Annotated in this window: 19 protein-coding genes; 8 read left to right on the top strand and 11 right to left on the bottom strand. The window is 48.7% G+C overall.

Annotation, left to right across the window (positions count from 1 at the left end):
* The first annotated feature begins 426 nt into the window (after nt 1-426).
* Nucleotides 427-1,791 carry a type I glutamate--ammonia ligase gene (gene glnA / locus NWE92_11610; protein MCW4030280.1) on the top strand — a complete coding sequence of 455 codons (1,365 nt, stop codon included), beginning with the start codon at nt 427-429 and terminating at the stop codon, nt 1,789-1,791.
* A 44-nt stretch (nt 1,792-1,835) separates the two neighbouring features.
* Here glnA and hisS read toward each other — a convergent pair whose 3' ends face one another.
* Nucleotides 1,836-3,110, bottom strand: coding sequence for a histidine--tRNA ligase (gene hisS, locus NWE92_11605; GenBank protein ID MCW4030279.1), 1,275 nt, complete (start codon nt 3,108-3,110; stop codon nt 1,836-1,838).
* Nucleotides 3,111-3,184: 74 nt separating this feature from the next.
* Nucleotides 3,185-4,207 carry a hypothetical protein gene (locus NWE92_11600; GenBank protein MCW4030278.1) on the bottom strand — a complete coding sequence of 341 codons (1,023 nt, stop codon included), beginning with the start codon at nt 4,205-4,207 and terminating at the stop codon, nt 3,185-3,187.
* A 223-nt stretch (nt 4,208-4,430) separates the two neighbouring features.
* On the opposite strand from NWE92_11600, the gene NWE92_11595 reads away from it, so the two are divergent.
* Nucleotides 4,431-4,919: a hypothetical protein gene (locus tag NWE92_11595; protein ID MCW4030277.1), complete on the top strand. Its 489-nt coding sequence runs from the start codon at nt 4,431-4,433 to the stop codon at nt 4,917-4,919.
* A gap of 272 nt (nt 4,920-5,191) precedes the next feature.
* Here the strand turns inward: NWE92_11595 and NWE92_11590 are convergent, their stop codons facing one another.
* The gene (locus tag NWE92_11590) at nt 5,192-5,440 is read right to left on the bottom strand and encodes a hypothetical protein (protein MCW4030276.1); all 249 of its coding nucleotides are present in this window, start codon (nt 5,438-5,440) and stop codon (nt 5,192-5,194) included.
* A gap of 144 nt (nt 5,441-5,584) precedes the next feature.
* On the opposite strand from NWE92_11590, the gene NWE92_11585 reads away from it, so the two are divergent.
* Entirely contained in the window at nt 5,585-6,379 is a 795-nt protein-coding gene (locus NWE92_11585) for an undecaprenyl-diphosphate phosphatase (protein ID MCW4030275.1), read from the top strand.
* Here NWE92_11585 and cca read toward each other — a convergent pair.
* The 3 genes from cca to NWE92_11570 form a co-directional block, all read right to left on the bottom strand.
* The gene (gene cca, locus NWE92_11580) at nt 6,365-7,777 is read right to left on the bottom strand and encodes a CCA tRNA nucleotidyltransferase (GenBank protein MCW4030274.1); all 1,413 of its coding nucleotides are present in this window, start codon (nt 7,775-7,777) and stop codon (nt 6,365-6,367) included. The genes NWE92_11585 and cca overlap by 15 nt on opposite strands.
* Before the next feature lie 15 nt (nt 7,778-7,792).
* Nucleotides 7,793-8,356 (bottom strand): RNA 2',3'-cyclic phosphodiesterase, encoded by a 564-nt coding sequence (gene thpR, locus NWE92_11575; GenBank protein MCW4030273.1) that lies wholly within the window; start codon nt 8,354-8,356, stop codon nt 7,793-7,795.
* A 237-nt stretch (nt 8,357-8,593) separates the two neighbouring features.
* Nucleotides 8,594-8,746, bottom strand: a complete 153-nt coding sequence (locus tag NWE92_11570) for an anaerobic ribonucleoside-triphosphate reductase (GenBank protein ID MCW4030272.1) — start codon at nt 8,744-8,746, stop codon at nt 8,594-8,596.
* Nucleotides 8,747-9,322: 576 nt separating this feature from the next.
* On the opposite strand from NWE92_11570, the gene mch reads away from it, so the two are divergent.
* Nucleotides 9,323-10,285, top strand: a complete 963-nt coding sequence (gene mch, locus NWE92_11565; protein ID MCW4030271.1) for a methenyltetrahydromethanopterin cyclohydrolase — start codon at nt 9,323-9,325, stop codon at nt 10,283-10,285.
* Between the two features lie 24 nt (nt 10,286-10,309).
* Here the strand turns inward: mch and NWE92_11560 are convergent, their stop codons facing one another.
* Complete coding sequence (locus NWE92_11560) at nt 10,310-10,897, bottom strand: hypothetical protein (protein MCW4030270.1); 588 nt, start codon at nt 10,895-10,897, stop codon at nt 10,310-10,312.
* Nucleotides 10,898-11,032: 135 nt separating this feature from the next.
* On the opposite strand from NWE92_11560, the gene NWE92_11555 reads away from it, so the two are divergent.
* Nucleotides 11,033-12,286, top strand: a complete 1,254-nt coding sequence (locus tag NWE92_11555; GenBank protein MCW4030269.1) for a hypothetical protein — start codon at nt 11,033-11,035, stop codon at nt 12,284-12,286.
* Between the two features lie 18 nt (nt 12,287-12,304).
* The gene (locus NWE92_11550; GenBank protein MCW4030268.1) at nt 12,305-13,192 is read left to right on the top strand and encodes a serine/threonine protein phosphatase; all 888 of its coding nucleotides are present in this window, start codon (nt 12,305-12,307) and stop codon (nt 13,190-13,192) included.
* Here NWE92_11550 and NWE92_11545 read toward each other — a convergent pair.
* Together NWE92_11545 and NWE92_11540 are read right to left on the bottom strand one after the other, a co-directional pair.
* Complete coding sequence (locus NWE92_11545; GenBank protein ID MCW4030267.1) at nt 13,179-14,465, bottom strand: hypothetical protein; 1,287 nt, start codon at nt 14,463-14,465, stop codon at nt 13,179-13,181. The genes NWE92_11550 and NWE92_11545 overlap by 14 nt on opposite strands.
* Nucleotides 14,466-14,585: 120 nt before the next feature.
* Nucleotides 14,586-15,284, bottom strand: coding sequence for a RibD family protein (locus NWE92_11540; GenBank protein ID MCW4030266.1), 699 nt, complete (start codon nt 15,282-15,284; stop codon nt 14,586-14,588).
* 94 nt (nt 15,285-15,378) lie between these two features.
* Between NWE92_11540 and NWE92_11535 the strand changes: the two genes are divergently transcribed.
* Nucleotides 15,379-16,389 carry an ABC transporter ATP-binding protein gene (locus NWE92_11535; protein MCW4030265.1) on the top strand — a complete coding sequence of 337 codons (1,011 nt, stop codon included), beginning with the start codon at nt 15,379-15,381 and terminating at the stop codon, nt 16,387-16,389.
* 2 nt (nt 16,390-16,391) lie between these two features.
* Entirely contained in the window at nt 16,392-17,189 is a 798-nt protein-coding gene (locus NWE92_11530; GenBank protein ID MCW4030264.1) for an ABC transporter permease, read from the top strand.
* 11 nt (nt 17,190-17,200) lie between these two features.
* On the opposite strand, the gene pheT is transcribed toward NWE92_11530, so the two are convergent.
* Nucleotides 17,201-18,910, bottom strand: coding sequence for a phenylalanine--tRNA ligase subunit beta (gene pheT / locus NWE92_11525; GenBank protein MCW4030263.1), 1,710 nt, complete (start codon nt 18,908-18,910; stop codon nt 17,201-17,203).
* Nucleotides 18,911-20,440, bottom strand: a complete 1,530-nt coding sequence (locus NWE92_11520; GenBank protein MCW4030262.1) for a phenylalanine--tRNA ligase subunit alpha — start codon at nt 20,438-20,440, stop codon at nt 18,911-18,913.
* Between the last annotated feature and the right edge of the window lie 29 nt (nt 20,441-20,469).

The raw sequence follows: 20,469 nt of genomic DNA, 5'->3' as shown, positions 1-20,469 counted from the left end.
TTCTTGAAGCATCCGCTTGATATGTTCCTTTGTCAGAAGTTACTGCAAATAAGTAGCCAAGCGTACCCAAGAATTGAGTTAGGCTGCGTCTTTTTCCCAGCGAGTGAAAATTTTTCCTTTACACCCATCGAGCCCACTCCCATATAGTGCTCTGGAGACATGATTAAGTGCTGAAGCTACTGAACAAATGAATATAAAACTGGGGTAAAATCTCATTTTTGCACATCTTTTTTATTTCCCAATCAGCCATGATTGGCACTATTGTTTAAAATTTTATCCTTTTTTTGTTTAAATTTTCAATGCTGCAGCAACGATGTGGATACTTATGCAGTTTTCATAAGTACTCTCACATAAACTTAAATACATTCGAACACAAATGCTATCCAATAATTGAATGTCCTGTATGATAGCGAGGCATGGAAAGAAATGAAAAATTTCAAAAACCCAACCTGGAAAGAACAGGTAACAAAAGTCATCCAACAAATTCAAGAAAAAGACATAAAATTTGTTAGGCTGCAATTCACCGACATTAACGGTTTCCTAAAGAATCTGGCAGTTAGCGCCAAAAACATGGAAAGCATCTTCGAAAACGGACAATCCTTCGACGGATCCTCGATCACTGGCTACAGGCCAATTGAAGAGTCCGACATGGTTCTCTACCCAGACCCAACCACCTTCGCAGTATTGCCCTGGAGACCAAAAGAAAAATCCAGCGCCAGACTAATATGTGACGTTTATACTCCACAAAACAAACGCTTCGAAGGTGACCCCCGCTACATCCTTGAACGCGCCATCGAAAAAGCAACCAAAGCAAATTACACCTTCATATGCGCACCAGAACTAGAGTTTTTCATAGTTAAAGAAAGCGAAACAGGCGGGTTACCAACCCCAATCGACTTAGCAGGCTACTTTGACTTCCACCCCGGAGACTTAACCGACGACCTCCGCCGCGAAATCGCAGACACAGCCGAAGCATTCGGCATAGATATCGAAATCAGCCACCACGAAGTCGCACTAGGACAAAACGAAATCGACTTCAAATATGGTGAAGCTCTAGAAACCGCTGACCGCGCAATCACCATGAAGATGTGCGGCAAAGTTGTCGCGGCACGCGCAGGCTACATCACCACATACATGCCTAAACCATTCCAAGGCATCAACGGATCAGGCATGCACACTCACCAGAGCCTCTGGAACAAAGAAATGACCCAGAACTTGTTCTATGCCGAAGACGCAAAGAACGGTTACCTCTCCGACATTGCTCGCAACTTCATCGGTGGACAACTAGCACATGGACGAAAAATGTGCGCAGTGCTCAACAGTTGGCCAAACAGCTTCAAACGCTTAGTCCCAGGTTATGAAGCACCAGTCTACTTGGCGTGGGCACACAAAAACCGTAGTCCACTTATCCGCGTTCCTAACTTCGGCGGAAGAAAGAACGCTGCAAGAATGGAAATCCGCTGCCCCGACGGCGCCGGCAACCCATACCTCCAGTTCGCAGTGCTCTTATCCGCAGGCTTAGACGGTATCAAGAACAAGATTGATCCCGGAGAAGCAGTGGAACTAAACGTTTACCACATGAGCTACGAAGAACGCAAACAACGCGGAATCGTCTCACTGCCAGAGAACCTCAAAGAAGCACTAGATGAACTTGAAACCAGCGAATTAATGCGCGAAACATTGGGTCCAGTGACCTTTGATAACTTCCTCAAAGAGAAACGCCACGAATGGGACCTCTACCGCCTACAAGTCACCGAATGGGAAGTTAACCGCTACATCAAACGACTCTAAACCCAACCAAAAAGCCCCTTTTGGGGCAAAAATTTTTCTTTACTTTAATTTTTGATTTTTTGAGCCAACTCAGCTATGGGCACCACACTCTGCTGGCGACCCACAAGGTCTTTTAGCATAACCGCGCCCTCTTTGAGTTCCCGCTCACCGACAATAACCGCAAAGTCCGCACCCCGCTTATCCGCATCTTCAAGCGCCTTCGCCATTTTACGACCCATAACCTCAAACTCAACGGATAAGCCTTCTGCGCGGAGTTGTTGGGCGATTTTTAGGGATTGAGGTTTAAGGTTCTCGGTGATGGCAAGCACAGCGACACGTTTGATAGCATTATCGGTTATCGCTGCGTTTTGGGTTTGCAATGCGATGGCGACTCGGTCGATGCCATGTGCGCATCCGACTCCGGGGGTGGGGTCGCCGCCGAAGGCTTCGATAAGTTTGTCGTAGCGTCCGCCGCCGCCCAACGCGATTTCGAGTTGAGGGATGTAGACTTCAAAAATCATGCCTGTGTAGTATTCGAGTCCACGGGCAAACGCAGGGTCTACAGTTAGGGTAAGTTCCGTGCTTTGAGTTATGAGGGTTAGGATTTCGGCGAGGTTGTCTGCGGCTGCTGTGGCTGCCGTGTAGCCTGCGACCAAGGATTTAATTTGGCTAAGGGTGTCTTGCCAGTCTGCGCCTTTTATTGCGATTAAGCCTTGGAGCATCTGCTGCGCCTTTGGCGATTCAAGCAGCTTTTGGGCGGCTTCGTATTCTTTTTTGTCCATCCGCTGCAACACAGCGTTTTGGGTTTTCTCATCCACGCCTTCTTGGGTGAGGATGCCACGGATGACGCCGATATGACCGATTTTAAACGCATACCCCCGCAAGCCCAGCTTGGACATCAGGTTGTTGGTTAGGAGCACGATTTCGGCGTCTGCTTCGGGTCTGGGGGAGCCCATTATTTCGAAGTTTGATTGCCAGAATTCTCGGTATCTGCCGCGTTGGGGTTCATCGTAGCGATAGACAGTGCCTACTGAGAAGAGGCGTAGCGGTTTGGGTTCGTTTTTGAGGGCGGTGGTGGTTAGGCGTGCGATGGAGGCGGTGAATTCGGGGCGTAGGGCTACTTGGCGTTTGCCGAGGTCTTCGAAGATGAACATGCGTTGGCGGATTTCTTCGCCTGATTTGGCGCTTAAGAGTTCGAGGGGTTCGACGTGGGGGGTGATGACTTCTCTAAAGCCATAGAGGGAGGCGGTTTGTCTGGCGTTTGTGATGATGTAGGTGAAGGTTTGGGCTTCTTCTCCGATGAGGTCGCGCATTCCGCGGACAGTTTGGAACGTAGGCATATGCAGTCTGCTCCTAGATAGTGCTAAAGATGGCGGGTTATTCTTTTAAAGTCTCGCCCACATGTGGCGGGGGTTTACCGTTTTCTGAGGCGTTCTTCAAGTTCCTTTCTTGACAAAGTTCCACGCTTTATCGGAGCATCACCCAACCACGCAACATACTCCCATTTCCAGAGCCTAAGGTTCGTATCACGCTCCGCCATCGCATGATTCGACGTATTAACAAACACAACAGGATGGTTGCGGTCCAAAAAATAATACTTCACTGGACGCTCGGGTGCAGGCGGCGCATCGCCATGGATTGAATCAGCATTCATCTGCTCATCGTTACTGTAAATGCCCTCAAAGACAAAGCGGTCACTATCAGCATCCTTACCTACCAATATTTTGAAAGACTCAAGGTCCATAACCCTGCCATAGCGTAATCTGCGGAAGGCTTCATAGATGAAATTCCAAAAGCCGTGCTGACGAAGACGCTCATTGTTAAAGAGAACTGAAACCTCCACAGCGTAGGAACCGTCTGGGTTTTGTGGTCCTTTGGCGCAGTGAACCTCGCGGACAAAGTTCTTCAGCGCATCCACACTGGGCTGGTAAATTACGGGCATTAATTCGTCGGATTGCTCAGTGATTTGTGCCTTGATGATGCTATCGCCAGCGATGGTGGGATGCTCTAACTCGCTGACTATGGCACGGTACAAACCGTAAACTGTGGATTGCGTGATGTCTTTGCCTGTCTGCGCCCACTCCCAGACCCAATGCTTATTGTCAAGCTGCATCACCCAGCGCTTTTTGGGTCCTTCGCGCCGTTTGGGACGGTTATTTCTGGCAGTGTACAGCTCAGTTTGGGGTTCCATAGGCTTACTTGAAATTTCAAAGGCTAACATGTACCGAAGCAAAACGTCCTTTTCCATGTAACTGCTGTATTTGGTCTGGCTACTCCGAACCACAATCAAACACTTATTGTCAAGTGTTCTTGCAAAATCGATGGTGCAATTGTCAGAGTCCCACAACTCCTTCCTGCCAGTCCAGAAGAATCTGCCGAAGAAGCCGATTTTCCACTTCCGCTCTTTAACAGTAAACCAAACAGATTCCGAAACCACAACCATCACCCAAACGCAAGCCAGCTTGCTGCTATAGTTCCCAATAATCAACGTAATGCAATAAAAGACCTTCGAGCGCTTAGCCGAAGATAGAAAAAGATAGCGATAAGCTTAACGGACAGTATTGCGAAACACCCGTAAGGGTGCGGTAAAGGCACAGAGTTCCGCTATCCCTCTATAGTTACCCCAAGAAAGAAATATGTCTTCAGTGCTTACAAAAAGCATGAGCGAATATCCTATAATCAACCTTGCGCTAGGAATAATTGGCACCATAACAGGGGTTATCGCTCTCTTCATATCTTATTGGACTCATTCTCAAGAAAAACCTATACTAAAGGTCAAAGTTAAGAGTTTAACACATGAACAAGGAATCAATCCATCAGTAATTAAATTTCATTTTGAATTTTTACTAAGTAATAAAGGCAACAGACCAACTACGCTTAATGAAATCCAGTTAACTTTTTTACACAAAGGCAAAAAATATTCCGTTAATAAAGAGATAAGGAATGTTATGCGTTTGGAAGACAACGAACCAGCCAGAGTTCAGGCTGAGGCTTGTCAAACAATTACCGATTATATCTGGTTTGATTTTTATTCTGATGAAATAAAAGAAATCATTGAGAAAATTCCCTGTGAATTTAAAATCTTTCACACGCATAAAGCATATCATTTCTCAACCATTTCGTTGCTTGAGAAAAATAAAAGTAATTAGCATTCTTTTCAGAAATCAAATCACCAAACCCATGAACAGACGAAAGTTCATGAACCCCCAAATAGACACAGACTTGACAGAATCGGGTCATTAACCTATTTGGCGTCTATTTGGATCCTAATATCCAAGGTATGCAGAAACGATAGAGGGGGAGGCGACGCCTGTATATTTGGAGGCTATTAGAAACTCATTGCAGAATCCTAAGAGGGGTAGATCACTATTGGCTGAAAACAGGCTCATTAGTATGTTGAAAACCAGTAGAAAGCCCCTGATTATTCAAGAGAGGGCGGGGTAGCTGTTCTGCTGCATGTTGGGCTGTCGATGTAGCCTTTTGGGGTTAGGTTGTTTTCTGTGTGCTCCTTTAGAGCAGGGTTGTTCTGTGATTGGGCGGTGCTTGCTGATATGGACATCATGGTTCCTAACGCGACGAAAATGACAAGTACTGTGATGGCGATGAGTCCTAAAGCGATGTATCGGTTTGTGTGGTTGGGTTTGTTTGTAACCGCTGATGGTGCACTCATTGGTTTGCCTCACTAATGTTATGTTAGGTTTAGGTATCTGCATTTATGCGTCTTAGCCTGCCACAACAAAAGCTGGCTAACTTGTCTTTTCGGAGTTAGGGTTGATTTAAATATATCAGCCCATAACCAGATACAGCGGTTCCCATGGATTTACTTCAATCAATCATCTTAGGCTTCATCCAAGGCACCACTGAGTGGCTCCCCATATCCAGCACGGGGCATCTGCGTCTCGCCGAAATCTTCTTTGGCTTAAGCGTACCCCTGCTCTTCGACGTCACCCTGCACGTGGGAACCCTGTTTGTCATTTTATTCTACTTCCGCCGAGACCTCAAAAACGTGCTAACTGCACTTTGGCACCGAGACTTAAAAAGCCCAGACGGCAAACTAATCGTGCCCATAATCATCGGCTCCATCCCCACCGGCGCCATAGCCCTACTCGTCGGCAACGACTTAGACATCTACTTCAGTACCCTACTCTTTTTGGGTGTAGGCTTCATAGTCAGCGGAGTATTTCTGCTCGCCACTCGCTTCACCAAAGAAACCAAAAGCACCATCAGCCCCCTCGCAGCGTTGCTCATCGGCATCATGCAAGGCTTATCAATTGTGCCTAGCATATCCCGTAGCGGATTCACCATCGCCACCGCCCTACTCTTAGGCATCAAAAAAGAAGTAGCCTTCAAATTCTCTTTCCTGCTCTCAATCCCCGCAATCATCGGAGCATTAGGCGTCACACTCTACCAAGAAGGCAGCGGCGTTCTCCTAACATCGGGCATCGGCATGCTTGAATTAGTCGCCGCCCTAGCCGTCACGGTTGCTGTGAGTTTTGTGGCGCTAAAAATCCTCTGGAAAGTGCTCACCGCCAACAAATTCTACCTATTTGCCATCTACTGCTTTGCAATGGGCGCAGTCCTAATCGTGTTGAGCCTACTGGGCTTCTAACCAAAACGGCTTACCCGAGAGGAACTCTGTTAAAAACACCGCAAAATCCGAGTGCTCCACATAAACTTTAAGCACCTCACCATTAACCAGCACTTCCAGACGCTCCCGCGCGGCTTGGGCAACTAAATCGGCGACGCCAGCGTTTTTGCCGCCATCCGCCAACCGCTCATAAAGTAACGCAACGGCGTTGGTGCTTTTTCTGGGCAACTCCACCACCCAATGCCCCTCTTCAACATAGGGACCCGCCAACACAGACTTGTCGGAGACGTATTTGGCGAGAAACTTTTCACACTCCACACCCCGCTCCAAGGGTGGCCCAAGATGCTTCTTAACGTTAGGCAACAACTGCTGCTCCAACTCGAACACAAACGCAGTCATGGACCGTTCGTTGCTCCAGACGGCGTCCTGCAGAACCGTGTAGCCGTTGGTTTCGAGTAGTCTACGCAGCGAGCGTTTGCTACGGTAAAGTTGCCCCCATAACACGTCTGGAACAGCCGCTGCTTCGCCTACAAACAGAAACACAAATGCTGAGCCGCGGTTGGTAAGTTGTTTTTGGATGATGTCAGGTGAGACGGCGTGGGTTTTAGGCGGATAAAAGAACTGCTCGGATGGTTTGGTTTGGAAGGCTCGGGATGCGGCGATGAAGCTGTAGAGTTTTTGGGGCTGCACCGCGGACGCGACGTTTCGACCCTTATCCACGGGGTCTACAATAACCAAGGGTTCGGGGAACAGTAGCGGTAGTTCGGTTTGTCTTTCTTTATAGTAGCCTTCGGGGTCAATGACCACTCGTTCGCTGTACGCGGCAAACGCCTCTATGACGCCTGCAAAGGAGCCGTAATGCATCACCAAAAGCTCACACAGATAACCGCTAAATCCGCCTACTTTGATTTCGGCGCCATACACTCCGATGCCCTGCATGAACCGCTTAAGCAACCGCACCTCGCCATGAAGCGGCTCCGAGAGGTGAGTTTTGATGTAGTCAGTGTGATACGGTGTGCGGTCAGTTGCGCTTTGCCACTCTCCACGTGCCGCATCGTAACAGGGAACGATATCTACGCGGTAATCGTCAACGATGATTTCAAGGTAAGGATGTTCTGCGAAGCGTTCGAGTTGTTCAGCGTCTCCTGCGGCTTTTTTGGCGATTTTTAAGCCGACTTCACCGAGGTTTTTGCGGGGAATGCTTTTGGGTAGTCGGATGAAGATGTCGATGTCGGGGTTTTCGTTAAGGTAAGTGTCTTTGGCTACGGAACCTTCCACGCGCACCTTTGCGGGCACCCCTTCGGTTTGGCAAGCCTCTATGATTTGTTGCTGAAGTCGGCGGCTTAATGCGTCAACCCTTTGGCGTTCCTCTGGTGTGGGCGTTATTTTTTTGAGGATTTGTTGGGTGACGCTCTCCATCCGATTCGCCTGGCTTTATGGGCAGTATTCTTTAAGCGTAGTGTAGGTGGGGCCGCGGGGTGTCAGTTCGCTTTTTTTAAGCCGCAGACAGTCTGCTCTGATGACGCCGAAGTCATAGTCTTCTTGGCGTTGCACCAAATCGACGAGTCTCTGTTTGTTTGCGCCTGACCGTACCCGCGCGATGGTTAAGTGCGGGCTAAAACCGTTGGGGTCGGGTGCGAATCCTAAATCGTGAATTTGGGGCTCGAGTTGCTCAAAGATGCTTCTGAGTTGTTCGGCTCCATCTTTGATGCCTGCCCAGACCACTCGGGGATAATTGAGTGTCGGGAAGACTCCTAAACCGTTTAGTCGGATGGTGAATGGGCTGAATTTTATGTTTTTCATGGCTGCATAAACTTTCTCCACCATCTCGGGGCTGATGGCTCCCAAGAAACGAACAGTTACATGAATATTGACGGGTTCTACGAGTTTTAGGTCAGCGTTGGTCTGAATAAGAAGGCGCTGTGCCGCGGCGATCCTGCTCATAACGCTGTCGTTTTGGATGTCGAAAGCTATGAAGCTCCTAATTTGTTCGGACATATTTGATTTAACTCTCTTCAATATCTAAAAAAACAGAGACGATACATAAATGCTTTCATGAGCCAAGTTAAGTGTATCTTGCTATTTTTCTGCAAAAATTAGCGCGCTTGCTGGCTCTGATAACTCTTTCGAGGTACCCCCTCTTTATTTAACGTAGATTTCAAGGGTTTCTGATTTGTTTAGATGCTTACCGGTTTACCCTGTTAGAGAATTTGCAAGAAAGTCTGAGGCTGTAGTTTATTGTTTTATGAACCAGCAGTCGCTGTAGCGTTGAACTCGGAAGCTGCATCCACATTTTGGGCAATAGAATAGCGCCACATAAAACATGGTGTTCTTGATTTCTCGGCAAGGGACAGTTACGGTATGCCCGCATTCAGGACAAACGGTCATCCAACATCACGTCTGAAATAGATGACTCATACACAACCTCACACCCAAATAAGAAAGAATGTTGTTTCAGCAAAGCAACAACAAATTGCTTTAAAATAGCAAAATTGCTTTAACAGAGCAACTTTTGGAAGTGGCTGCTGCCAATCACTTTTTCTTAAGCCAAGAATCCCGATAACGCTGAACCTTAAATTCGCAGCCGCATTTAGGACAAACGAAGATCGCCGCATAAAATACGACGTTCTCTATCTCTCGCAAGGGTTTGTCTACGGCATTACCGCAGTTTGGGCAGACAGCCATCCAGCACCACATTTGGAGGGTCATACTTCAACCACTACACTATATGAATTGATGTTGTCTCACCCGTGATACAACAAATTGCTTAATAGGGGCAAAATTGCCTTTTTTGAGCAATTTTGTGTTTCTTGCTGAAAGGTTACACATGTCCCACATTATTCAAACGTTAGAACCCCTTTGCTATCAATTGGTATATGTAATACCGAAATTTACGGTTTGAAGGCGTTAGCTTTAATATTTTAGTGTTGTTTCCTGTCTGTTTGTCTTAAGGTGAAAGTGTAAATGGGTAAAATCAGCGTAAACCAATTAGCTTGGCAAAAAGCCCAGAAATTCCTCGATAACCCCGACCTATACGGCGTCGCCATCAGCAAGTCCTCGGCGGGCGCAACCATCATTGATGCAGGCGTCAAAGCCCCCGGCGGATTTGCGGCAGGCAAACTCTTCACTGAACTCTGCTTAGGCGCTGCTGCCACAGTAGAGTTGGGCTTCAAAAGCTACGGCGACTACACGTTCCCATCCGTAACAATCACATCTGACCACCCCGCAGTAGCCATGTTAGGCAGCCAATTCGCTGGCTGGCGAATCAAAGACGGCGACCAAATCGCCATCGGCTCCGGACCTGCACGTGCAATCGCACTCAAACCAAAAGAAGTCTACGAAGAAATAGACTACATCGACCAATCTGACAAAGCAGTCATCACATTGGAAAGCAATGTTCTACCCTCCGACGTATTAATAGAGAAAGTCCTCAAAAACTGCAGCAACGTTTCCGCCCAAAACTTAATTGTAGTTGTTGCTCCAACCGCAAGCGTCGCTGGCTTAACGCAAGTTACAGGACGCGTCGTCGAGGTTGGTATTCACAAACTCAAAACACTCGGACTCGACCCCAAAGTCATCCGCTACGCCACGGGTTATGCGCCCATCCCGCCAGTCGGACCAGACTTCGAAGTCGCAATGGCAAGAACCAACGATGTCATCCTATACGGCGGAACCGTCTACTTAACCGTCGATTACGACGATGAAGCCAAACTCCAGCAACTAGTAAAAGATGCCCCCTCAATCAACTCCAAAGACTACGGCAAACCGTTCCTACAAATCTTCTTAGATGCCGGTAAAGACTTTTACAAAATCGACGGCGGACTATTTGCCCCCGCGGTGCTCATGATTAATAACGCTAAAACTGGCCGAACCTTCAAGGCAGGGCAAATAAATCCTAAGGTGCTTGCGCAAGCCTTAGGCTTCTAAATTTTTTTTATATCTTTTTGTTTTTTAGATAGAAACTGGGGGAAGTTGTTGTTTGGGTTTTTCGGTGAAGAAGTGGTTTCGGACGTAGCAGCTAAAGCCAGTGTTTCTTAGCAATGCAACCATGATGATGCTCATTATGCCTACTTCGATGAGTGCTTTGACGATGATGGTTGAGTAGATTGCGGTTCCCGTGGTTATGTCTTGTGTTACCAGCATGAAGTAGCCCCACGTGAAGAGCGCTTCAGGTATGTACGCGATAAATGTGACGGGGATAGCAAACAGAGGTGAATGTTTGTTTTCTTTAAATCCCATTGCGTTGCTAAGTAAACCGGCGCTCATGCCTGTGAGGGCTTTGCCGAAGGGTAAACCGATGAGACCCAATACGCCACCCGAACCCATTGGACCAAATACTATGCCGGGGACGATGCCGGCGATTAGGCCTGTTATGAAGCCGATTTTGGGTCCGCCGTAGTAGCCTGCGACCAGTACGCCGATTAGGCTGAGGTCAACGGCGAGGGAGGGGGCGAGTGGGGCGACGGTGTATGATATGGCGAATAGGGCGGTTCCAAGTGCGCCCATCATTACTGCGAAGGTGAGGTTTTTGGTGTTCATGGTTGAGTCCTTGGTTGGTTATTTTCCTTCGCTAACTATTTAAGAGTAACTACTCAAAAACGAGTATGATTTGTTCTTCCCGTTTTTAACCCAAAATTAAAAAACAACCAAAACAACCTACTACCAGTGATTGCCTTGTCGGAAACACCCACCCAGTTCACAAGTTCGCAAGAAGCCAAACGCTGGCTCGAAACCCAAACCAACACTACACTAACACCCGTACGCAACCAAGCCAAACAACTCCGCGACGAAATGAACTTCGCCATCCAAGGCATAGGCGAAATCAGCAAACAACTCTTCGACACCAGCAGCAAAGAAATCGAAAAACGCAACATGAAAGTCTACAACCGCGCCCGCGCACTAAACAAACTCGCCCGCCTCTTCATGGACAGATTCAAAAAACTTCCCGCACCCGACGACATCTCCTACGACCAACTCTGCAAATACGCACAGGAAACCCAAAAGGTGCTCATGGTCACCGACATCGACATCAAAAACTGGTTCCCCCGCATCAGCCCCTTCTTCATCATGGACCGACGCAAATTCCTCGCCGTATACGAAAAAGCCAAACAAACCTACAACACCCTAAACGATTTCATAAACAAAGAATACGTCAAAACCAAAACCCTGCAAGAAACGTTCCAACTCCTCAACGAAATTCAAACCATAGAAAAACAACTAAACACCATAGTCGAAGACAAAGAACAAATCCGCAACGAACGCTTACCCATCGAACAAGAAATAAGCGAGTTAGAAGCAAAAATCGACGCGCTCACAAGCCGCGGTCCCATCGATAAACTTAACCTGGTCAACTCCGAAATCGAAGAGTTAAGCAACGAACTCAAATATACACTACGCCATTTGCAAAAACCCTTTATTAAGATGCAGGCGTTGGCGACTTCCGGTGGTGGAGCAGGCATAACCCCAGACGAGCTAACCAAAATCAACCAATATCTCGACACACCCTTTGAAGCGTTGGTTATAGAACCCGAGGGGTATCCAGTGTTAAAGGAGATACTTGAAAAACTCGAAGTCATGCTAACCGAGGACAAGTTAAAGCTCAAACCAGACAAGGCACGTAAAGCTGACCAATCCATCAAAGAAATTCTCCACAACAACTCCCTAGCACAGCTACAGGTGCGCTGCCTAGAAATGGCCAACACCCGCAACCAACTCGTGGAGTCATCGAAGATGGATGAGATAAAACAGCATCTTAGCCAGTTCCAAGAACAAGTTGACCAGCTAAAAGCACGCAAAACCAGCGTCGAAACCCACGAAACCGTCAAAGTCAACACCTATAACGAAACCGTAGACCGCATAAGCACCCTTAAACGCACCATAGAAAAAAACGTTGCATCCTCTCTTAACCTAAAAATCCAACTTCTCTAAGAGGCAAAATTTTTGGATGTGGATAGTCTTGTTAGCGGAGCCAAAGCGGCGGCGACCCCCGATTTTGTAGAGCTAACTCAGAAAGTGACGCATCAGCTCCTAAAAGAACGAAAGGGCGTCCGAAAAGGATTGGTGCAGTTGAAGCCAGAAGGCAGCGGCATAGTGATTGGCGACTTACACGGCGACCTCAAAAGCCTCCAAACCATTCTCCAAAAAAGCAGCGCCACAGAAAAACTGCAATCCAAAGAGGCAACGATGGTGTTTTTGGGCGACTACGGCGACCGCGGCAGACACTCAGCCGAAGTCTACCATATCGTGCTAAGCCTCAAAGTCGCATATCCTGATCAGGTTGTACTGCTGCGAGGCAACCATGAAGCCCCGAGGGGCATGATGGCTTCTCCGCATGATCTGCCCTACGAATTTCGGCGACACTTTGACGACGACTGGGAACAAGCCTACGACGCCCTCTGGGAACTATGGGCAGAACTGGCAAACGCGGTGCTGGTAGAGGGACAATACTTGATGGTGCATGGCGGTGTGTCCCCAAAAATTCGTAGTATCCAAGACCTTGCAGACCCAAAGGGTACGATGCTGGTGGATTTGCTCTGGAGCGACCCTGACGATTCGCTGCGGGGTATAGAGGCGTCGCCTAGGGGATTTGGGCACTTGTTCGGGGCGGATGTTACCCAAACCGTTCTGGAGACTCTGAATGTAGGTATGCTGATTCGGGGACACCAACCAAACCAACGAGGCTACCAACTAAACCATGGCGGCAGGGTGTTAACGTTGTTTTCCTGCAAAGGCGCCCCCTACCACAACCGATACGGCTCGTACCTAGAGGTACCGCTTGCCAAAAAGTATCCTGACTCAGGCGAGTTTGTGGCATGTTGCGTTAGGCGATTTTAGGTTTGTTGGGTTTGTTTTGTTTTCCTTGATACACCAAAAAAACCCCAGTTAGGGCGGCGGCGGAAACGAGGACGACTGCAGCAACTATAAGCAAAGTAGAGTGTCCGTTGGCTGTTAGGGGTTCGTCGGATTCAGTTGTGGGCTGCGGCGTCGAAGATGCGGTGTAGGTGTCCCAGTAGAGGAGTTGCTGGTATCCGTTGTTGCCGCTTGCTAACCCGTCATCATAGATAATGTCGAGTTTATCGCCGTACTGCTCGATTAGGTTGCTAACGGTGATGCTAATGTTATATGCGAATTCGTCAGGTGCCCAGAGTCCCCAGATGTGGTCGTTTGGTCCGCGGAAGCCAAACCCGTAATCTTTAGGCAACACAAAGGCTGTGCGTTCGCTTTTGGGTGTAGTTTTGGGGGGATGCGTTTGTTGGTAGGTCCAGAAGCGTTGGATGGCGTCGAGGTGTTCTTGCTGCAGGATTCCCCCTGTCCAGCCTTCGTTGCCGTCAAAGATGAGGATGTATTTGGCGCCGTTGTCATAGGCTAAGACCATATCATTGTAGAGTTCTTCTCCTGACTCGATGTATGGTGGTTGGGTGTAGGTCCAGGTGATTATCATGCCCCAATCCTTGTTTTGGGCTTCTGCCGCGCCTCGGCACGTAGCTATGTTAATGTGGCGGCTATAGTTCCAGCCGAACTCCGCAAAAACAGTGTCAAACACTTTATAATCAAACCAATAAAGACCGTAATCGGATGTGTAGGCTTTGTAGCCGTATTTTTCGGTCTGTGAGTTACCTACCCTCATGGAGAGTTGGTGCACAAAATCTTCTGCGGCGGCTTCTAAGCTGGAGTTGTCGCTGGTTAGCGCGGATTCTCGTTTGTCAAGCTGTTTGCCGCCGACCTCATCCATCCAATAGAATCCGAGCAATTTGTCGCCAAAAGTGCTATTGGTGTTTGCATACCATTGTTGGCGCTCAGAGTCAAAGAAGAAACCTGTGGGTATGCTCATAAGGTACATGCCTTTGTCGTAAGCGTATTGGAAAGTGTCGGTTAAGGATTGGGGGTACCATGTTATGCGTGTGGTTCCGACGCAGAAGAGGTTGGTGTAGCCGCTGACTTGGTCAATCATTGCTTTGGCTTCGGGGACGTCACCATACGATATGTCGATGCCTACGTACACGTTTGGCTCGGTCTCGGCTTGGGCGCCGACGTTAAAGTTATCGCCTGCAACGACCCCCACGAGTAATGTGGTAAGTATAATCAGAGTGAGACGCAATTTGCCCATACCCACAATTCTGATATGGTAACATAATACTCTTTCTCAAAATTCCAGCCCCAAGCCCTTATCGAATAAACAAACAATATATGGCAAAATGATTTTAAAAAAAAGCCTATTTTCAACTCACTAGTTGCCTATCACAGTGTAGACCAGCAGAGCATGGTTTTTGTCGACCACAAAACATTTTGTCAGTTTAAGTTTAACCTTGTTTTTAACGTTTCTAAACAGGTTAACAGCTTTTTTACCAACAATCTCGGGGGCAATCAGCAGTTGTACCTCATTGACCAGCCCTGCCTCCAAAAGAACCCCCGATAAGGCACCGCCAGAATCCGTGATAACCGTTTCCATGCCATAACGGCTGTTTAGCTGCTCTAGCGCCAAGCGATAGTCAACATGGTCTTCGCCTGCCATTATGAAGTCGTAGTGCCGCGCCGTCAAATAATCAAGATATGTTTGGGGGGTGGTTTTGGAGACGAGGACGATGATGTCTTTGGCGTAGCCTGATTTGCGGTGGACATGCATGAGGTCTTGGAGTTTGCCTTGGCTGTCAGCGATTACCCAGAAGAGGCGTGTGTCATCGGTTGCTCTGACGGGTTTGTTGAAGTCGCTGGCTTCTTCAGGTAGGACCTCTTTGTTAAAGAGGGTAATCCCGCTTTTTGCAGTGTCAGAACCCACCAGCAACGCATCCGCAGCCAGCTTGCCCAGCAACTGGTAATGCAAACCAATGTCTACGTCGAAATCCTTAATTGCGCCGTCTACGCTAACAGAATTATACAAAACCACTTTTGGCAACATACCCATACTTTGGAGAGCTCGATATTTCAAGCTTATTGAGCAAGTTAGCGTCTAATTGAGCCATAAAAGCGCATAAAATGATGAAAAATACACAATTTATCCGTCAAAAAAATGAGGGGTAGGCGTGCAGGAAGTAAACGCAATCCAAATAATCAATTTAACCAAAACCTACAAAACCAGACCACCCACTGCCTCACGTTGGAACCTCAAAAAAACAGTCCACATAAACGCCATAGACAACCTCAACCTAAACATCAAACGCGGCGAACTCTTCGGGCTCTTGGGACCTAACGGCGCAGGCAAAACCACCCTCGTCAAAATGCTCTGCACTCTCCTACCCCCCGACTCGGGAACCGCCCTCATCAATGGCTACAACATAAAAAGTCAACCCATGAAAGTCAAACAGTCTTTGGGCACACTTTTTAGCGTCGGGGAGCGCGGGTTTTTTTGGCGCCTAACAGGGTACCGTAACCTCGAATTCTTCGCCGCCATCTACAATGTGCCCCGCCACAGACGCCGCGAACGCATCCTAGACGTCCTCAAGTTGGTGGGCTTAGAAAACAGCGCCTTTGACCTCTATCAACGCTACAGCGGCGGCATGAAACGAAAACTCTCCTTGGCACGTACGCTTCTTCCCGACCCAGCAGTTCTGCTCCTCGACGAACCCACCACTGGCTTAGACGCCATTTCAGCCCGCAACGTACGTGAATTCGTAAAGAATACCGTCAACAAAGAAACAGGAAAAACCGTGCTCTACACAACCCACTACATCGAGGAAGCAGCGCAGATATGCGACAGAATCGGCATCCTCAGCCACGGTCACCTCATAGCCTGCGATACCCCTGCCGCGCTAATTGAGAAAATTAAGCAAGAAGAACGCATATTCCTCGTCCTTGAGGCAGTTACACCTCAACAGGTTGAAGCTATAAGTGGGCTTCAAGGCGTGACAGGACTCGTGGAACATAGCGAGAACGTCCTGCCCGGCCAGACGGGCGTGCGCATCAAACTACGCAACATAGACCAGTTGCCGGTGCTGTTTGGGTTTTTGTTTGAGCAAAAAATTAAGCTTGTTAACTTTCGACGGGTTGAACCCACGCTTGAAGATGCATTTATCGAGCTTACGCGGAGGTCTTAGAGGTGGGATTTGGGGCGGAACTTGAAAAAATCTGGTACTTCATGAAACGGGACATGATTAGCTTCTCCACCTACAAAACCAACATCGCCATCCTCATCCTAACCGCGCTCTTCGGCGCGTTGTCCTTTGCCTTTTTGGGCACCAGCGCAACAAGCCAGACCGTTATGGACCTGTATGGCATGAACTTCACCACGTACCTCATCATCGGCGTGGCGTTTAGCACCTACCTCAACCAGGCATTGACTTTGGTGCAGAAAACCATTAATCCCTGGGCGCTCGAAGAGGTGCTGGTCTCCCCCACGCGCCTCTCCACATTCATCATCGGCAGTTCGATTTGGGGATTCGTTTGGAGCACCGCCGTCGTCATAGTCTACCTTGCCATCGGTGTGCTGGTCTTTGGAGTAAACCTAAGCGTCAACATTGTGGGGACCCTACTTGTTTTGGCGCTCGGCATCGGAACCTTCCTCGGTTTCAGCATGATAGGCGCAGGTATCCTCATTGTAACCAAACAAGGCGACCCTGTAACCGCATTCATAACCCTCGCCACCAGCCTCTTTGGCAATGTGCTGTTTCCACCGCAGATTATGCCGCCTTTTCTGCAAGCCATCGCCTACATCATACCCCAATACTACTTCTTCACCTCAATACGACTCATGCTCACAGGCTCAACAATTGGCGCAGTGCTGCCGTACATTCTGATTTTGGCGCTGGAATGCGCAATCATTGTGCCTTTGGGGTATGGGGTGTATGCTTGGTGTCTGAAAACAGCGCGAAAAAACGGAACCCTCTCATGGTTCTAAGTCTGCGTCGGCTATGGCTGTTTTTGTTTTTTGTTGAGGATTGTTTGGAAGTTTAGTTCGAAGGCTGCGGTGGGGTTTTCTAGTTTCCATGCTTCCAGCACTGCGGGGCTGATTTCGCCAACCAAGCCGACTTCGACGTCGCCGACGAGGATTTTGCCGACACGTCCTTCTATGAAGCTGGGGTCAGTGTTTTCTTTTATGGTCCATTGTACGCCCATGTTGGTCATGAATGAGTCCAATGCGGATTTGATTTCGGTAAAGTTGGCGTTGGGGTGGCTAGTAGCGGCTGCGAGCCAGTCTTCGTCGCGTGTCCTCGTCTCTGCTTCAGAGTCGGGTATGGTGACCTTGCTAAGTTCAAAGATTTTCTGAGGAAACTCTACGGATTGGTTAATGCTGAGAAACTCCATGAGGCTGGGTAGGAGCCTGTTTCGTAGGCAGGTCATGGTGACGACTTTGGGGTTAGCCAACTCAACAAACGGCGTGGGCTCTGCGTTCATTTTTGTGAAGAGCTCCTCGGGGTTGGTTAGTGTGGTATTGAGTGTTTCTTGATAACCCAAACCCACCATAAGGTCACGGGCGACGTTTATGAGGCGTTGGCTGGGTTTCGCCTGCCCAGTAGTGGCGAGTTCACGCCAGACGGGTTCGATGTTGTTGTAGCCATAGGCGACGGCAACGTCTTCGATTATGTCCACGGCGTGCATGACGTCGACGCGATAACAGGGCACCAAGACGTTGAGGCAGTCGCCCTCGACTTTTTCGGTGTCTAAACCCGCAACCAGTAGCAACTCGCGGATTTTTTCTACTGACAAATCTAATCCAAGGAGACTATTGGTCTCTTGTACGCTGAGTTGATATCGGCGGTTGCAGAAATCTGGGGTTTGCACGGTTGCTTGGGTGTAGAATTTGCCTTGGGGGTAGTGGATGGTTGCTCCAAACGCTTCTCCGCCTCGGTCTATGAGCGCCAACACTACAAGGTCTAGGACGTCCAGCACAGTTTTGTGCAGTGTACCTGTGACTTCGACGAGGAGGTTGCGGGAGTCTTCGGTGATTTTGCCCAAATCGCAGGAATTAATGATAGGCGGGAAGGAGAGGACTTTGCCTTCGCTGTCAAAAAGCATTGGGTAGAGCGGGTTACGTTTCACGATGTGCCCGTATTCGAGGCCTTTAGGATGCCGCTCCAGAACCTCATCAAGTCCCATTTGCTCAGTAAAGCCCAACGGCACAAACCGCACGTCGCTTGGGTTGACGGCTTTGTATTGGATTGGGGGTTTGATGAGGTCGAGGTTGTAGATGCCGATGCTGGTTTTGCGGCGGCTTCGACCATGAGTTTGGTCAAGTTTGTCTTGTAGGTGCATGATACCTTTGATGACTTCGTCGCTTAGATGGATGCCCTTGACGACGGCGCAGCAGATGAAGGGACGAATGTTGTGCAGGTCATCGTCCACGTAAACATCAATAACAGATTTGCCCACCTTGTAGGGTTTGATGCCTTTGGCCTTGCCGATGTAACCTTGAAGGGCGCGGCTTAGTCCCTCAACGCTCCAGAGATCGGCGCGTGCGGTATCTTTCATCTCTACGGTTACGGTGCCTTCTTTGGGGTCATGACCCTTCACTTCAGCTTTCACGAAGGCTAAGATATCGTCGAGTTTTTCCATGTCGCCATTAAGCTGCACGCCGAGTAAGCTTTCAAGTTCTTTGTAGTCAACGTCGATTGTGGGCATTTAGGTCACCTGTTTACTCCTAAGCCAAGCAAGATCTTGGCTAAAAATCATCCGAATATCCTCTATCCCCGCGCGCATCATAAACAGACGGTCTACGCCTAGTCCCCACGCGATGACGGGTTCCTTAACGCCTAAGGGTTGGGTGACTTCAGGACGGAATATGCCTGAACCGCCAAATTCTATCCAGCCATACCCCTCCTTGTAGGCGGAGAGTTCAACGCTGGGTTCAGTAAATGGGAAGTAGTCGGGTTTGAAACGCACTTTGTCGGCACCAGCGATTTCACGCGCGAATTTGCCAAGTACCCCTAAGAGGTCTTTTAAATTTAGGTTTTGATCGATGATGATGCCTTCAACTTGGTTGAATTCGCTAAGATGCGTGCGGTCGGTGATTTCGGGGCGATACACGCGGGCTATGCTGAAGTGTCGGCTTGGCACAGCGTAGCGGTGTGCTTCGAGCGTGCGGGCGCTAAGACATGTGCCGTGGCCTCGCAAGATAAGGCGTCGGGCGGCGTCAAGGCTCCATTTGTAACCCCAGCCCGTAGAGCCTGTTGCGTCGCCGTTCTCGTGAGTTGTCTTGACGTGTTCGGCGGCTTTTTTATGTTCGTTTATATCACCGAGCGGGGGGTCTTTTATGTAGTAAATGTCGCTATCTTCCCGTGCGGGATGGTCCTGTGGCACGTAGAGCGTGTCAAAGTTGAAGAAGCTGGTTTCCACCGCTGTTCCCGTCATCTCCTGAAAACCCAACTGGACAAGTTTTTCGCGGACTTCATCGAGGAATTGAAGGTAGGGATGTTTTTTGCCGCCGTAGGTTTTGGCGACGGGTGCTTCTATGTTGTATTTTTGGATGCGGATGTTTCGCCATTTGCCTGTAATTATTAGTTCTGGGGTGAGTTGGGTGACTTCTGGAGGTGCGGTGGTTGCTTCAGAAGCGGCTATTTTGCCTTCTTCGGTAATTTGGAGTACACGGCTGGTTTTGGGTTCTATGGTTACGAGCTTACGCTTTTTAAGCTGCTCAGCGGCGTCCTTGAGGTCTTTGCTTAAATCATCAAGCGCCGTTGTTTCTTTGTTGTAGAGGTATTTGAGGAGTGTTTCGTCGCAACCCTCGGGAATTACGGTTTGATGAAGTAGAGTTTCGGAGATGTTTAGGGTGTTTGTTTGGGAGTTTAAGAGGGCCCATTTTTTGCGTATAACCCAGCCTAAAGCAATCTGAATAAACTGCTGCTGAATCCCCGCCTTCTCAGCGGCTTGGCGCAGGTCTGCGGAACCGCCCATTTCTGCCGTTGCCAGTATCAGTTTTCGTTCGGGGAGACCGTTTTGGGCGTAGGTTTGGCCTTCGGGGGTGAGTTTGATGAGATTTTGGGTATCGGCATGTATGGTTAGCAGGTTTTTTTCTTGCAGCGTTAGTCCAGAGCGCATAACGGCGGCGTCGGGAAATTGGCATGCTTCCATGAGTTGTTCGACTGAGGCTTTGCCGTTTAATTTTTGTAGGCTGGTGAGGAGTTGTTGTTCTTGCGCTCGGAGTTCAACCATAACATGTAACCTTCGTGGTACCAGTGTGA

It is taken from the genome of Candidatus Bathyarchaeota archaeon, assembly GCA_026014745.1.
Lineage (GTDB): Archaea > Thermoproteota > Bathyarchaeia > Bathyarchaeales > Bathycorpusculaceae > Bathycorpusculum.
The sequence above is the reverse complement of the archived record's forward strand: the minus strand, read 5'-3'. Positions and strand labels throughout refer to the sequence as shown.

Coding starts and splice junctions, on each gene's coding strand:
- hisS (MCW4030279.1), bottom strand. CDS start 3,110: ATGCCTACGTTCCAAACTGTCCGCGGAATGCGCGACCTCATCGGAGAA.
- NWE92_11560 (MCW4030270.1), bottom strand. CDS start 10,897: ATGAACACCAAAAACCTCACCTTCGCAGTAATGATGGGCGCACTTGGA.
- NWE92_11585 (MCW4030275.1), top strand. CDS start 5,585: ATGGATTTACTTCAATCAATCATCTTAGGCTTCATCCAAGGCACCACT.
- NWE92_11520 (MCW4030262.1), bottom strand. CDS start 20,440: ATGGTTGAACTCCGAGCGCAAGAACAACAACTCCTCACCAGCCTACAA.
- NWE92_11570 (MCW4030272.1), bottom strand. CDS start 8,746: ATGACCGTTTGTCCTGAATGCGGGCATACCGTAACTGTCCCTTGCCGA.
- NWE92_11590 (MCW4030276.1), bottom strand. CDS start 5,440: ATGAGTGCACCATCAGCGGTTACAAACAAACCCAACCACACAAACCGA.
- cca (MCW4030274.1), bottom strand. CDS start 7,777: ATGGAGAGCGTCACCCAACAAATCCTCAAAAAAATAACGCCCACACCA.
- pheT (MCW4030263.1), bottom strand. CDS start 18,910: ATGCCCACAATCGACGTTGACTACAAAGAACTTGAAAGCTTACTCGGC.
- glnA (MCW4030280.1), top strand. CDS start 427: ATGAAAAATTTCAAAAACCCAACCTGGAAAGAACAGGTAACAAAAGTC.
- thpR (MCW4030273.1), bottom strand. CDS start 8,356: ATGTCCGAACAAATTAGGAGCTTCATAGCTTTCGACATCCAAAACGAC.
- mch (MCW4030271.1), top strand. CDS start 9,323: ATGGGTAAAATCAGCGTAAACCAATTAGCTTGGCAAAAAGCCCAGAAA.
- NWE92_11595 (MCW4030277.1), top strand. CDS start 4,431: ATGAGCGAATATCCTATAATCAACCTTGCGCTAGGAATAATTGGCACC.
- NWE92_11545 (MCW4030267.1), bottom strand. CDS start 14,465: ATGGGCAAATTGCGTCTCACTCTGATTATACTTACCACATTACTCGTG.